The sequence below is a fragment of the Subtercola sp. Z020 genome, assembly GCF_002931235.1.
Lineage (GTDB): Bacteria > Actinomycetota > Actinomycetes > Actinomycetales > Microbacteriaceae > Subtercola.
Map to the genome: position 1 here is coordinate 1 of NZ_PSTT01000034.1, position 12,437 is coordinate 12,437.

13 protein-coding genes and 1 pseudogene are annotated in these 12,437 nt (G+C 70.7%); 8 read left to right on the plus strand and 6 right to left on the minus strand.

What is annotated here, in order from left to right; all coding sequences use genetic code 11:
* The first annotated feature begins 30 nt into the window (after positions 1 to 30).
* Positions 31 to 1,446, plus strand: coding sequence for a VIT1/CCC1 family protein (locus tag C5B96_RS04360; protein WP_233188993.1), 1,416 nt, complete (start codon positions 31 to 33; stop codon positions 1,444 to 1,446).
* 381 nt (positions 1,447 to 1,827) lie between these two features.
* On the opposite strand, the gene C5B96_RS04365 is transcribed toward C5B96_RS04360, so the two are convergent.
* Positions 1,828 to 2,319, minus strand: coding sequence for an FBP domain-containing protein (locus tag C5B96_RS04365; RefSeq protein WP_233188994.1), 492 nt, complete (start codon positions 2,317 to 2,319; stop codon positions 1,828 to 1,830).
* A gap of 45 nt (positions 2,320 to 2,364) precedes the next feature.
* Positions 2,365 to 4,260: a Na+/H+ antiporter NhaA gene (nhaA, locus tag C5B96_RS04370; RefSeq protein WP_104243324.1), complete on the minus strand. Its 1,896-nt coding sequence runs from the start codon at positions 4,258 to 4,260 to the stop codon at positions 2,365 to 2,367.
* A gap of 184 nt (positions 4,261 to 4,444) precedes the next feature.
* Between nhaA and C5B96_RS04375 the strand changes: the two genes are divergently transcribed.
* Entirely contained in the window at positions 4,445 to 5,077 is a 633-nt protein-coding gene (locus tag C5B96_RS04375; protein ID WP_369826429.1) for a PadR family transcriptional regulator, read from the plus strand.
* Between the two features lie 79 nt (positions 5,078 to 5,156).
* On the opposite strand, the gene C5B96_RS04380 is transcribed toward C5B96_RS04375, so the two are convergent.
* Entirely contained in the window at positions 5,157 to 5,642 is a 486-nt protein-coding gene (locus C5B96_RS04380) for a glutathione peroxidase (RefSeq protein ID WP_104243326.1), read from the minus strand.
* Positions 5,643 to 5,684: 42 nt separating this feature from the next.
* Between C5B96_RS04380 and C5B96_RS04385 the strand changes: the two genes are divergently transcribed.
* Positions 5,685 to 6,494 carry a thymidylate synthase gene (locus C5B96_RS04385; RefSeq protein ID WP_104243328.1) on the plus strand — a complete coding sequence of 270 codons (810 nt, stop codon included), beginning with the start codon at positions 5,685 to 5,687 and terminating at the stop codon, positions 6,492 to 6,494.
* Positions 6,495 to 6,534: 40 nt separating this feature from the next.
* A complete protein-coding gene (locus C5B96_RS04390) occupies positions 6,535 to 7,029 on the plus strand; it encodes a dihydrofolate reductase (protein ID WP_104243330.1) in 495 nt (164 codons plus the stop codon).
* A 68-nt stretch (positions 7,030 to 7,097) separates the two neighbouring features.
* On the opposite strand, the gene C5B96_RS04395 is transcribed toward C5B96_RS04390, so the two are convergent.
* The gene (locus C5B96_RS04395; protein WP_104243332.1) at positions 7,098 to 7,358 is read right to left on the minus strand and encodes a thioredoxin family protein; all 261 of its coding nucleotides are present in this window, start codon (positions 7,356 to 7,358) and stop codon (positions 7,098 to 7,100) included.
* A 63-nt stretch (positions 7,359 to 7,421) separates the two neighbouring features.
* The gene (locus tag C5B96_RS04400) at positions 7,422 to 8,288 is read right to left on the minus strand and encodes a CoA ester lyase (protein WP_199176548.1); all 867 of its coding nucleotides are present in this window, start codon (positions 8,286 to 8,288) and stop codon (positions 7,422 to 7,424) included.
* 278 nt (positions 8,289 to 8,566) lie between these two features.
* Here C5B96_RS04400 and C5B96_RS04405 point away from each other — a divergent pair, with 278 nt between their 5' ends.
* Genes C5B96_RS04405 through C5B96_RS04415 form a run of 3 tightly spaced genes read left to right on the plus strand, consistent with a single transcriptional unit; the run spans position 8,567 to position 11,812 of the window.
* Positions 8,567 to 9,802, plus strand: coding sequence for a DUF2092 domain-containing protein (locus C5B96_RS04405; protein WP_104243334.1), 1,236 nt, complete (start codon positions 8,567 to 8,569; stop codon positions 9,800 to 9,802).
* A complete protein-coding gene (locus tag C5B96_RS04410) occupies positions 9,799 to 10,893 on the plus strand; it encodes an ABC transporter ATP-binding protein (protein WP_104243336.1) in 1,095 nt (364 codons plus the stop codon). The genes C5B96_RS04405 and C5B96_RS04410 overlap by 4 nt, the downstream gene beginning before the upstream one ends.
* Complete coding sequence (locus tag C5B96_RS04415) at positions 10,880 to 11,812, plus strand: ABC transporter permease (RefSeq protein ID WP_369826431.1); 933 nt, start codon at positions 10,880 to 10,882, stop codon at positions 11,810 to 11,812. The genes C5B96_RS04410 and C5B96_RS04415 overlap by 14 nt, the downstream gene beginning before the upstream one ends.
* 115 nt (positions 11,813 to 11,927) lie before the next feature.
* On the opposite strand, the gene C5B96_RS04420 is transcribed toward C5B96_RS04415, so the two are convergent.
* Positions 11,928 to 12,110, minus strand: coding sequence for a hypothetical protein (locus C5B96_RS04420; protein ID WP_104243338.1), 183 nt, complete (start codon positions 12,108 to 12,110; stop codon positions 11,928 to 11,930).
* Positions 12,111 to 12,166: 56 nt separating this feature from the next.
* Between C5B96_RS04420 and C5B96_RS04425 the strand changes: the two are divergent.
* Positions 12,167 to 12,437, plus strand: a pseudogene (locus C5B96_RS04425) (hypothetical protein); the annotation flags it as partial.

Genomic DNA, 12,437 nt, shown 5'->3' on the forward strand with positions numbered 1-12,437 from the left:
CCGGGGGCTGAGGGCCGGGATAATGGAGGTATGAGCGCACCCGAGCCCACGCCGTCCGGCGCGACGTCTGCCACCGGCGACGCTTCCGCCGCCCGCGACGCTTCCTCCGCCCGCGACGCTTCCGCCGCCCGCGACGCTTCCTCCGCCCGCGACGCAACGCGCCCCGGCGACGCGACGCGCCCCGGCGACGCGGCATCCGCCACCACCACCCTCCCGCGCCCCGCCGACCTGCGGCGCTGGCGGCAGTACCTCGCCGACGAGCGCGCCGAAGCCGCCGTCTACCGCGACCTCGCCGAGCGCCGCACGGGTGAGGAACGCGCCATCCTGCTCGCCCTCGCCGACGCCGAGGTGCGCCACGAGGCGCACTGGCGCGACCTGCTCGGCGACAACATCGGCAGTACCCGGCGCGGGGACCTGCGTACGCGCATCCTCGGTTTTCTCGCCCGGCGATTCGGCTCGGTGTTCGTGCTCGCGCTTGCGCAGCGGGCCGAGACGCGCTCGCCCTATGCGCGCGACTCCGACGCCACAGCCGCGATGGCCGCCGACGAGCAGGTGCATGCCGAGGTGGTGCGGGGACTCGCGGCGCGCGGGCGCAACCGGCTCTCGGGCACCTTCCGCGCGGCGGTCTTCGGAGCGAACGACGGCCTCGTCTCGAACCTCGCCCTGGTGATCGGCATCTCCGCGAGCGGCGTGCCGAACGCGGTCGTGCTCGTTACCGGGCTCGCCGGGCTGCTCGCCGGGGCGCTGTCGATGGGCGCCGGCGAGTACGTGTCGGTGCGGTCGCAGCGTGAGCTGCTCGAGGCCTCGACTCCGAACCCCGAGGCCACCCGGGCCGTACCGTACCTCGACGTCGACGCGAACGAACTCGCGCTCGTGTACCGCGCGCGGGGCATGTCCGAAGACGAGGCCGAGGCGCACGCCCGCGACGTGCTGCGGGGGCACGCCGTGATGACGGGAGCGATCGACCTCCCGTCTTCGGCCCAGGATGCCGCGGCCCGGTCGAGCGCGAAGGCCCGGCGGGGTGCGCGGCGCGCGGCGAGCGCAGAAGGTGAGTCGAGCGGGCTGGGCACGACGGGCGGGCTGGGCGCGACGGGCGGGCTGGATGCCGCGTCCGACGCCGCGACAGCGGACCCCGCCGCACACGAGGAGGTCGACGAGCACGAGGCGGTCGGCACCGGGCTGAGCGCTGCCGTCTCGAGCTTCTGCTTCTTCGCGTCGGGGGCGGTCATCCCGGTGCTCCCCTACCTGTTCGGGCTGCAGGGGCTGCCCGCGCTCATCGTGGCTGCGGTGCTGGTCGGCGTCGCGCTGCTCGGAACCGGCGCGGTCGTCGGAATCCTGTCGGGCGGCCCGCCCCTGAAGCGGGCGCTCCGCCAGCTCGCCATCGGCTACGGCGCGGCCGCCGTCACCTACCTCCTCGGCCTGCTCTTCGGCACCGCCGGCCTCTGACCCCGCGCCGCCGCCGCCGCGCTGTCGGCCCTGCCCCCGTCAGCGCCGCCGCCCCTGCCAGCGTTGCCGCCGCCCGACGCGCGGGCACCACCCCCATCGCAACCGAGGATGACGGCCGCGATGGGCCGCTTTACGGAGCACCACCCAGCTCCTCCTCGCTTACGCAGCGCCGCGGGACCGTCGCGCTGGCTAAGAGGATGCCGCGAGGCGGCCCCTGCAGCCGAACACCTCCGGACGCGGCACAGCATGCGGTCCAGCCGCCGGTACGCAACCGAGGATCAGGGCCGCGAAGTGCCGCCATCCGGCGCATCGGGCCGCCCATCCTCGGTAACGCAGCGTTCGAGGGTGGCGCGCTACGCCAAGGCTGGCGGCGCGCAGCGCTCAGTCGAGGGGGCGCATCACGTCGCCGATGAAGCCGGCGACGCGGGTCTCGAGGCCCTCGACCTTCTGCGCGAGCACGCGCGAGGGGTCGGCGTAGTAGGAGGCGTGCGGCACCTCGACGCGGATGTTCGAGGAACAGCCGAGGTTGGCGCAGATGTAGGTGCCGACCGTGTTGCCGTTCAGGCCGGCCTGGCCGGTGCGCTTCGCGCTGAACAGCGACACTCCGTGCTCGGTGTGCGTGGCGCGGCAGAGCTGGCACATCATCATGCGGCGGCGGGAGAGCGGGCCGTCGGCCTCGCGCACGATGATGCCGACGGCCTCGTCGCCGTTCCAGCGCAGGATGTAGCCGAGGTGCGGCGAGTGCGAGTCCCGCCAGCCGAGGTAGTCGAGGTTCTCCCAGTCGAGATCGACGAAATCCGACGGGAGCACGATGTTCGCGATCTCGGCAGCCGAACCGTTGACGATCGCCTGGCGCACCTGCATGCCGGTCATCTTCTTCACACGCACTCCTTGCAGTCGCTGCAGAACCTCGTACTTCTAGCCTAAGTCAGACACAGAAGACGAGGCCGCCTGCCCCGACTCGTACAGCTCCCGGATGAGCGTCGCCGCATCGTACGGCCCGGTGTGCCGCTTGCCGCAGATGAAGAAGGTCGGGGTCGAGTGCACATCCATCAGCTCGGCGTCGATCGCGTCATCCCGCACCCGGTTGACCGTCTCGCTCGAGCGCATGTCTTCTTCGAACCGGTCGAGGTCGAGTTCGAGTGACGCCGCGTAGCCGAGCAGGTCGTCGAGTTCGAGCGCATCCTGGTGCGCGAACATCAGCGGCGCCATGTCGAAGAACCTGCCTTGGGCCGCAGCCGCTTCGCTCGCGCGCGCGGCGAGGAGGGCGTGTGGATGCACGCGGGTCAGTGGCAGGTGCCGCCAGACGTACTGCAGGCTGTCGCCGAAATGCGCCCGCACCTCGTCGATCGATCCTGTCGCCCTGCTGCAGAACGGGCACTCGAAGTCGCCGTACTCGACCAGGGTGAGCGGGGCATCCACCGGCCCCCTGATGTGGTCGCGCTTCGGATCGACCGGGCGCGCCAGCACGAGGCTCATGCGCGACGGAGGCTGCACGCGGTCGACGATGCGGAAGAGCGCGAACCCCAGCACGAACGCGAGCAGCGAGGCGGCGAGAACACCGACGCGCGCCTCGTCCTGCAGCCGGGGATCGTCGATCGAGAGGTCGATGATGAACAGCGAGATCGTGAAGCCGATGCCCGAGAGTGCGGCCCCGCCGGCGACCCGCCCGAGCGTCAGACCGGGAGCGAGAACGCCGAGCCTGAGCATCTTGACCAGCGCGGTGATGCCCGCGATGCCGACGAGCTTGCCGATGACGAGGCCCGCGACGACACCCCAGGTGAGCGGTGACACGACGGCCGCCGCCAGGGTCTCGCCGCTCAGGTGCACCCCGGCGTTGGCGAGGGCGAACACGGGCAGGATGATGAAGCTCGTGTACGGGGTGTAGAGCGTGTGCAGGCGATCGTTGACCGAGACCGAGTTGAGCAGGCCGCGAACGGCCGCCTGCGCATAGGCCGGGTTCGGCGACTGGCGGAAGGCGCGGCTGAGTTCGGCGGCGCGCTCCACCTCCATGCGCCTCGGGGTGTAGACGGGGATGAGCAGTGCGATCGCGACGCCGCCGAGCGTCGGCTGCACACCCGATGCGAGAAGGGCGACCCAGACGACGACCGAGAAGACCACGTAGAGCGGGCCCTGCCCGAACGACAGGAAGCGCAGCGCCCAGATGACCGCGAGCGCGAGCGCCGCGATGACCAGCGGCACGAAATGCACCTCATCGGTGTAGAAGATCGCGATCACTCCGAGCGCCCCGATGTCGTCGACGACGGCGAGCGCGAGGAGGAAGGTGCGGAGGTGGCCGGGCAGCCGCGGCCCGACGATCGCGAGCGCACCGAGCAGGAAGGCCGTGTCGCTCGAGATGACGACCCCCCAGGCGTGCGAGGTCGGGCCCGTGGGGTTGATCAGGAGGAAGATCACGGCGGGAATGGCGAGCCCGGCGATGGCGGCGGCGACAGGAACGACGGCCCGCGACCACACGCTCAGCTCGCCCAGCGCGAATTCCCGCTTCACCTCGAGGCCGACGACGAAGAAGAAGAGCGTCATCAGGCCCTCGTTCACCAGCGAGCGAAAGTCGAGCTCGATGGTGTTCGTGCCGACCTGCAACGAGACGGTGGAGTGCCAGAAGTCGTCGTACGAACTGCCGAGCGGCAGGTTCGCCCAGACGAGAGCCAGCACGGTCGCGATGAGAAGCAGGGCCGCCGCGGTCTTCTCGGTGTCGGAGAACCCGCGTCGCTGGTGCAGCAGCGCCCGCAGGCGGGGAAAACGCGGGGCGCGGTCGCCCTCGGTCTGCTCAGACGAAGCGGGGCTCAGCTGCATGCGTACCAGTTTCGCAGCAACCGGATGCCGGTGCGCACCCGGATGCCGGTGCGCACCCGACCTTCGCCACAACACTTGACAACTTGATATTCAGCGATATATCTTTAACACATCGCCGAACATCGGTGATGCTTCGCAGACACAGATCTCGAAACCACACACTTCCAGAAAGGTGGACGCCATCATGCGCACCCACAACACTCATCACCACCACTCCTCCGAGCAGCCCGATATGGGGGGCGCCGCGTTCGGCGGCCGTTCCTTCGAAGGGCGCCGCTTCGGCGGGCGAGACGGCTTCGGCCCCGGCGCAGGCTTCGGCCCCGGCGGCGCCGGCGGGTTCGGCGGCTTCGGCCCCGGCTTCGGCCCGCGCGGCCCGCGTCGCGCCGGCAAGGGCGACGTTCGCTCGGTCATCCTGTCGCTGCTCGCCGACGGTCCCTCGAACGGCTACGGCCTGATCAAGGCCATCGCCGAGCGCACAGGGGGCACCTGGCGCCCGAGCCCCGGCTCGGTCTACCCGACCCTGCAGCAGCTCGTCGACGAGGAGCTCATCGCCTCGAAGGGCGACGGCCGCCGCACCGAGTTCGAGCTCACCGACGCGGGCCGCGCCTACCTCGACGAGCACGCCGACGACCTCAAGAAGGCGTGGGAGGCGACTCCCGGCCGCTCAGCCAGCGACGCGGCCTTCCACGAGAGCGTCGCGAAACTGGTCGGCGTCGTGCAGCAGTTCCGTCACGGCGCGACCGATGAGCAGCGCACGGCCGCGACCGAGAAGCTCGACGAAGCCCGCCGCGCTCTCTACCTGATCCTCGCCGACTAGCGGATGCCGCGGCTCAGCCCGCGAGCGGGGCGAAGGATGCCCGGCAGCGTTCAGGCCGGCAGCGGCAGCCCGGCAGCGGTCAGGCCGGCAGCGAATCCTCGATCAGCGCAACGATGGCGGGGTCATCCGGTTCCGTTCGCGGGCGGAAGCGGTGCACCCCGCCGTCGGGCGTGACGACGAACTTCTCGAAGTTCCAGGTCACGCGCCCGGCCTTGCCGTCGGCATCCGGAGCCTTCTTCAGTTCGGAGTAGAGGGGGTGGGCGCTGCGGCCGTTCACCCTGATCTTCTCGAAGATCGGGAAGGTGATTCCCCAGGTCGTCGAGCAGTACTCGCTGATCGCCTCTGCGCTGCCGAGCTCCTGCAGGAACTGGTTGCTCGGAAAGCCGAGCACCGTGAAGCCCCGCTCGCCGTAGGTCTTCTGCAGCTGCTCGAGCTTCTCGTACTGCGGCGCGAGCCCGCAGCGCGAGGCCACGTTCACGATCAGCTTCACCTTGCCCTCGTAGTCGGCGAGGGAGGTCTCCGACCCGTCGGTCTTGGCGATCGGGATGTCGTTCAGCGAGGTCATGCTGCGAGCCTACGCCTGCCCACTAAGCATTACGCTCGGGGTGTGACATCTCAGCCCAGCACTCCCTACGAAGACCTGCTCCGGCACACGCTCGCGACCGGTGTCGCCAAGTCGGATCGCACCGGCACCGGCACGACCAGCGTCTTCGGCGCCCAGCTCCGCTTCGACCTGGGCGAGGGTTTTCCGCTCATCACCACGAAGCGGGTGCACTTCAAGTCGATCGCGTACGAGCTGCTGTGGTTTCTGCGCGGCGAGTCGAACGTGCGGTTCCTCCGCGAGAACGGCGTCACCATCTGGGACGAGTGGGCCGACGCCGACGGCGAACTCGGCCCGGTCTACGGGGTGCAGTGGCGCTCCTGGCCCTCCCCCACCGGTGAGCACATCGACCAGATCAGCCAGGTCATCGACACCATCAGAACCGACCCCGATTCGCGCCGCATGATCGTGTCGGCGTGGAACGTGGCCGAGATACCGCAGATGGCCCTCGCCCCGTGCCATGCGTTCTTCCAGTTCTACGTCGCCGACGGCAAGCTCAGCTGCCAGCTCTACCAGCGGAGCGCCGACCTCTTTCTCGGCGTTCCCTTCAACATCGCCTCGTATGCGCTGCTGACCCACCTCGTCGCCGCGCAGACCGGGCTCGAGGTCGGCGACTTCATCTGGACCGGCGGCGACTGCCACATCTACGACAACCACCGCGACCAGGTGGCCGAGCAGCTCACGCGCGAGCCGTACCCGCTCCCCCGGCTCGAGCTGCTGCGCACCCCGCCGAGCATCTTCGACTATCGCTACGAGGATCTCGCCGTCGTCGGTTACCAGCACCACCCGGCCATCAAGGCGCCGGTGGCGGTGTGAGCGGGATGCCCGGTGGCCGCGTCATGAGCAGGATGCGCACGTGAGTATCGCGCTGGTCTGGGCCGAGGCGCGCGGCGGCGTGATCGGGTACGACGGCACCATGCCCTGGCACCTGCCTGAAGACCTGGCGCACTTCCGCGAGCTCACCACCGGCGACGCGGTTCTGATGGGGCGGCGCACCTGGGAGTCGCTGCCCGAGCGGTTCCGCCCGCTGCCGGGGCGCCGCAACCTGGTGCTGACGCGCGACCGCGAGTGGTCGGCCGAGGGAGCGGAGGCGATGCACGACCTGGGCTCCGCGCTGGCGCCCTTCACGGCTTTGGATGCCCGGCTCTGGGTCATCGGCGGCGGAGAGCTCTACGGGGCGACCATCACGTCGCCCGCGGCCACCCGCCTCGAGGTGACCGAGCTCGACCTCGGAGTGAAGGGCGACACCGTCGCACCCCGCATCGACGCTTCGTGGTCACGCGTCGGCGAGACGCCCTGGCTGGAGTCGAAGACGGGCATCCGGTACCGCTTCGTGACCTACGCGCGCTAGCCACAGCGCGCACTGGCCTCCGCGCGCACTGGCCTCAGCCCGCGCCAGACCGGGTCGGCGGGCAGCCCTCAGAGGGCCTGGGCTAACGCGTGCAGCACCTGGGGCAGGGTGGGCACGCCTGCGGCACGGAACACCTCCGTGCCGTCGTCAGCACTGATGATCACCGTCGGCGTGGCGACGATTCCGGCGGTGTCGGCGGCGGCCGGCGACAGCGCGACGTTGAACTCGGTCAGCGCGGCATCCGGAACCAGCTGGTGAGCCCGCTCAAGAACCGCGCGCGTCGACGCGCACGCCCCGCAGAACGACGACGACCAGAGCTGAACCTGCATACCGTGTAAAGCGCTGGCGGGCAGGCTTTCATTCCCACCGAGCGCGCGCCGACGCAGGCGCCGCTAGAGCGGACGGATGCCGAACGCGCGGGCGAGCTTGTCGATCTTCTGCGCGCGGCCGAGACGTGGCAGGTCGCTGCCGTCGCGGATCACGCGGCCCCGCGACTCGAAGTCGGCGAGGAAGTCGCGCGCCCAGGTCGCGTCAGAGCGCGTCGGGCTGATGACCTCGTTGATCACCGGCAGTTGCTCGACGTCGAGGCAGAGCTTGCCGGTGAGGCCGAGCGTGACGGCGAGCGCCGACTGCTCGCGGAGTACCGGGTGGCTCGACCCGACGGTCGGGCCGTCGATCGGACCGGGCAGCTTGCCGATGCGGCTCGCCACGACGAGGCGCGACCGCGGGTAGGCCATGGCGAGGTCGTCGGCGCCGGTGCCGGTGTCGCGGCGGTAGTCTCCGCTGCCGAAGGCGAGCCGGAACGCTCCGCGGGCCTCGGCGATCGACCGCGCCTCCTCGATTCCGAGGGCCGACTCGATCAGCGCGATAACGGGCGTGCTGCCACCGAGACGGTCGAACGTCTCTGTCACGTGGGCACCCGACTCGGCCTTGGCCAGCATGACGCCGCGGAGCCCGGGGATGCCCTTCAGAGCATCCACATCGCCCGACCAGAAGTCGGTCGTGCGGTCGTTGATGCGCACCCAGGCGCTGCCCCCGTTGGCGAGCCACTCGGCCACGTCGGCGCGCGCTGCGGGCTTGGCGGCCGGGTCGACGGCGTCTTCGATGTCGAGGATCACCTGGTCGGCGCGCGAGGCGGCCGCCGCGTCGAAGGTCTCGGTCTTGGTCGCGTTGACGAGCAACCAGGAGCGGGCGATCTCGGCGGAGACGGAGTCGCTCGAGGTGTCGGCGTCGGTCACGTGCTCGGGCAGGTACGTCATGTGTTGCTTCCTCTGGCGCGGGGGGCGTCGGTGCTGGCGCGATCGGGGCTGGTGAATTCGGAGCGGGTGAACTCGGGGTGGGCGCGGGTGGATCGGCCGCGCCGGGGGCGGCTGCGTTGTGCGCGGCCGCCAACTGGCCGCTTCGAGCCTACGACAGTCGGAAGCACGCCCGTGAATCGAGCGCGCCCGAGGCTCGCCGTCAAGGGCCTCGAAGACCCAGCCAACTCGCCGAAATCGGGTGTAGCGTGCCTCTCGAATCGATCGAGGAGTGAGTTCAGATGGCTCAGGTGTTCAAGCGTTGGATCCCGGCTGCCGTAGCCGGCGTCGTGGTCGCCGGTGTGGCGGCCGCTGTTCCGTTGGCGGCGAACGCCGACCCTGGCCTCCCCTCGAAGACGCCGCAGGAGGTCGTGGCGCTCGCCGCGAACAGCTCGGTCACCGCGTTCTCCGGCACGGTCGAGCAGACCTCCGACCTGGGGCTGCCCTCGCTGCCGGGCGGCGTGGGTTCGGGTTCTTCGGGTTCGGGCTCGTCGGGTTCGGGTGCCGGGGGCTCCGGTGATGCGGCCTCCGACGCCGCCTCCTCTGCGCTCGAGCTGCTGACCGGCACGCACACCGCTCGGGTCTTCGTCGACGGCCCCGACAACCTGCGGCTGCAGGTGCTCGACCAGCTCGCCGAGCGCGACGTGATCCGGCAGGGCGACTCGCTCTGGCTCTACGACTCCCAGAAGCAGACCGCGCTGCACGCGACCGCGACGGGCACGGGGTCTTCGGCTCCGGACGCCCTGCCCACCGCTCCCGGCGAGACCGCCACACCCGAGCAAGTCGCCTCGAAGTTGCTCTCCGCGCTCGACCCGTCGACCGATGTGTCGGTGGGCGGTGACGTGACCGTCGCCGGGCGTTCGGCCTACGATCTCGTGCTCACCCCGCAGGCCACCGACACACTCGTCGGCGCTGTGTCGATCGCGGTGGACTCCGAGACGGGACTGCCGCTGCGGGTCGAAGTCACGGCCAAGGGCGCGGGCGACCCCGCCTTCACGACGAGCTTCTCGCAGCTGACGCTGGCGAAGCCCTCCTCCGACCTCTTCTCCTTCACACCCCCCGAGGGCACCGCTGTCACGGAGAAGTCGGTGGATGTCGCGGCAGCCGCCGACCGGGCAGCCGCCGCCAGGGCTGCACACGCCTCCGGCGCCGCCGCGGCATCCGGAGCCGGCGACGCCACCGGCAGCGACTCGACCGGCAGCGACGCGGCCCACCGCCCCGTCGTCACCGGCAGCGGCTGGAGCTCGATCGTGGAACTGCCCGCGGGCTCCGACTCGGCAGCGCTCACGTCGTCGCCGCTGCTCTCGCAGCTGACGACGGCCGTCGACGGCGGCCGTGTGCTCTCGACCTCCCTGCTGAACGTTTTCGTGACCGATGACGGCCGGGTCTTCGCGGGCGCGGTGCCGGCCGGGTCGCTCGAGGCCGCTGCTACGGCGTCGGCCGCAGCGACACCCGTCGCTCCAGCGCCCTCGGAGTGAGCGACACCGCCCTCGCGATCCGCACCGACGGCCTGACGAAGGTCTTCGGCAAGCAGACCGTGGTGAACGGCATCGACCTCGCCGTTCCGCGGGGGTCGGTGTTCGGCTTCCTCGGCCCGAACGGGTCGGGCAAGACGACCAGCATCCGCATGCTGCTGGGGCTCGCCACGGCCACCAGCGGCGAGATCTCTCTGCTCGGGCAGAAGATGCCCGAACGTGCTGCCGGGGTTCTGCCGCGGGTGGGCGCTCTCATCGAGGGGCCGGGGTTCTACCCCTTCCTCTCCGGCACAGCCAACCTGATGCGACTCGACAGCGCCGACCGGTTCGCCTCCGGCGCGACGAGGCGCAGGCGGGTCTCGGAGGCGCTCGAACGGGTCGGGCTCACTCACGCGGCGGGCAAGAAGGTGCACGCGTACTCGCTCGGTATGAAGCAGCGACTCGGAATCGCCAACGCACTTCTGACACCGCGCGAGCTGATCGTGCTCGACGAACCCACGAACGGACTCGACCCGCAGGGCACCCGCGAGGTACGGAACCTCGTGCGGTCGCTCACCGACGAGGGCACGACGGTGTTCGTCTCGAGTCACCTGCTCGCCGAGATCGAGCAGATGTGCACGCACGCCGCGGTGATGCGGGCGGGCTCGCTCGTCGCCCAGGGCGGGCTCGACGAGCTGCGGCAGGCCGGCCAGGCGAGGGTGCGGCTGCTGACGCCCGATGCGGCCGCTGCTCGGCAGGTGTTCGCGTCGCTCGGGCTCGAGCCGGGGCATCCGGAGCCGGGTGCGGGCGGTTCGAACGCCGCGATCGACCGTTTCCTGCCGCCGGGGGCGGGTGCTGGTGCTGGTGCGGGTGGGGATGCGGGCGCTGGCGCTGCCGCTGAGGCTGGTGCGGGCGCGCGGGATGCCGTGCGGCACGTTGCCGACGGCGAGACAGTGTCGGCGCCGTTGCCCGACGAGGGCATGCTGGCGCCCGACGCCATTGTGGCGGCGCTGGTCGCCTCCGGGGTGCGGGTGCGCGGCTTCGCTGTGGAACGGGCGACGCTCGAAGACCTCTTCGTCGCACTGACCGGGGAGGGTTTCGATGTCGCGCAGTGACGCGGAGGGTGCCGCCGCGGCATCCGCGGGCCGCCAGACGAACGCGCCGGTGCCGGTGCCGCTGACGCCAGCGCGCGGAGCCGGGGCCGGGGCCGGGCGACCCTCGGCGGGGTGGGCGCTGATGGCGTCGGAACTGTCGGTGCTGTTCCGGCGCAAGCGCACGGTGGTGATGCTGCTGGCGCTGGCGCTGATTCCGGTGCTGGTGGCTGTGGCCGTGCGGGTCTCGTCGGCGGGATCGTCGGGGCGGGGCCCGGCGTTCATCGGCCAGATCAGCGAGAACGGGCTGTTCGTGGCGCTGGTGGCGCTGACGATCTGCATCCCGCTCTTTCTGCCGCTGACCGTGGGCGTCGTCGCGGGCGACACCATCGCGGGCGAGGCGAGCCTCGGCACGCTGCGCTACCTGCTGGTCTCGCCGGTCGGCCGGGTGCGCCTGCTCGTGGTGAAGTTCGTCGCTGCCGTCGCGTTCTGCCTCGCGGCCACCCTGGTGGTCGTGGTCGCAGGGGTGCTGATCGGGGCGGCGCTCTTCCGTGTCGGGCCGGTGACGCTGCTCTCGGGCGACACGATCGGGGTGGGCGACTCGCTGCTGCGCGCCCTGCTCATCGCGGGCTACGTGACGGTGTCGCTGCTCGGCCTGAGCGCGATCGGGCTGTTCATCTCGACGCTGACCGATGTTCCGGTCGGGGCGATGGCGGCGACCGTGGTGATCTCGATCGTCGCCCAGGTGCTCGACTCGCTCGACCAGCTCTCGTGGCTGCACCCCTGGCTGTTCAGCCACTACTGGCTCTCGTTCGCCGACCTGTTGCGTCAGCCGATCGAGTGGTCGTCGTTCGGCAGCAACGCCCTGCTGCAGCTCGGCTACGTGGTGGTCTTCGGTGCCCTGGCCTACGGCCGCTTCGCCTCGAAGGACGTGCTGTCGTAGGTCGCCCGCGTGCCATCGACTGCAGTCAGCGACAGATCACCAGCCGCGTACCTGTAGCCGTCGAGCGCGTTGCGCCGCCCTGCTGACTCCCGCCGGGTACCCCCTCCCCCCTCGATCACCATTCGTCGTCTGCCGTGAGCTTCAGCATGTGACGTCTGCCGTGCTCGAGAAACTCCTCATCTTCCATCGTCGAGCCTGAACCGATCCGCTCGAGTGCAGCATCTTTCGCAGCGGTCACCGACGCGTCATCGTCTTCGCGGAAGTCTCGGGTGGATCGCAGGGGGAATCGTCGTGTCATGAGGCGAGTCTATCGAAGACGAGCATTTGTCATGTGGCGCTTCGTAGACTTGTGGGATGTCGGGAGCGGTGCAGGAGAAGAGCACGGAGCGGTTCGAGGGGCGGATCGCGGGGTTCGGCACGGGGGCGGGTGCCCGGGTCGTCGTGGGGATGTGGGAGCGGTCGCCGTTCGGGCGGTTCGCGGACGTGATGGTGGAGTTCGGCGGGGGGCACCGGCTGCTGCTGGCTCCGAGCGATGCTGTGGCGGAGTATGTGGCGGGCACGTACAACTTCGACGAGGTGCGGGTGGTGCCGGTGCGATTCGGGCGGGATCGCGCGGACGACGGCG